The sequence below is a fragment of the Erwinia sp. PME.40.26/001 genome (assembly GCF_055556675.1).
Window position 1 is genome coordinate 1 of record NZ_JBVHNP010000037.1, and the last position, 401, is coordinate 401.

Sequence of the window (401 nt, forward strand, 5' to 3'; positions counted from 1 at the left end):
TCTAGGACCTCCTGTGTCAGCGCGGAGAAGCCCGCCCCTTCTTGCTCGACGTGCTGCAGGAGTCGCGCGGCCGCGCGGATCCGTTCACGCGCGGAATCTGCGACACCGACCGTGGTACGGGCCGCGTCCGTTTGAGTGGTGGTCTTTCGCTTCGTTGCGATGATCAGCTGTCGTTAGTTTAGGCGGCGGTGATCTCGGGGAGTATCACCGCCTCGTCGATGGTGGGGGTGGTCGCGGTGGGCTCGGTCATGGAGGCTTCGGAGAAGTAGCGGCGGTCGGCGGCTTCCCATTCGTCGTGTTGCTCGACGAGGACGGAGCCGGCCAGGCGGAGCAGGGCGGCGTTGTTCGGGAACACGCCAACGACGTCGGTGCGGCGCTTGATCTCCCGATTGAGGCGTTCC

The 401-nt window shown here is 65.8% G+C and carries 1 protein-coding gene; it reads right to left on the reverse strand.

The features are described 5' to 3' along the window. Nucleotides 1-178: 178 nt before the first annotated feature. On the reverse strand, nucleotides 179-401 hold a 223-nt coding region (locus ACZ3HG_RS23095), incomplete at its 5' end, for a transposase (RefSeq protein ID WP_465334622.1).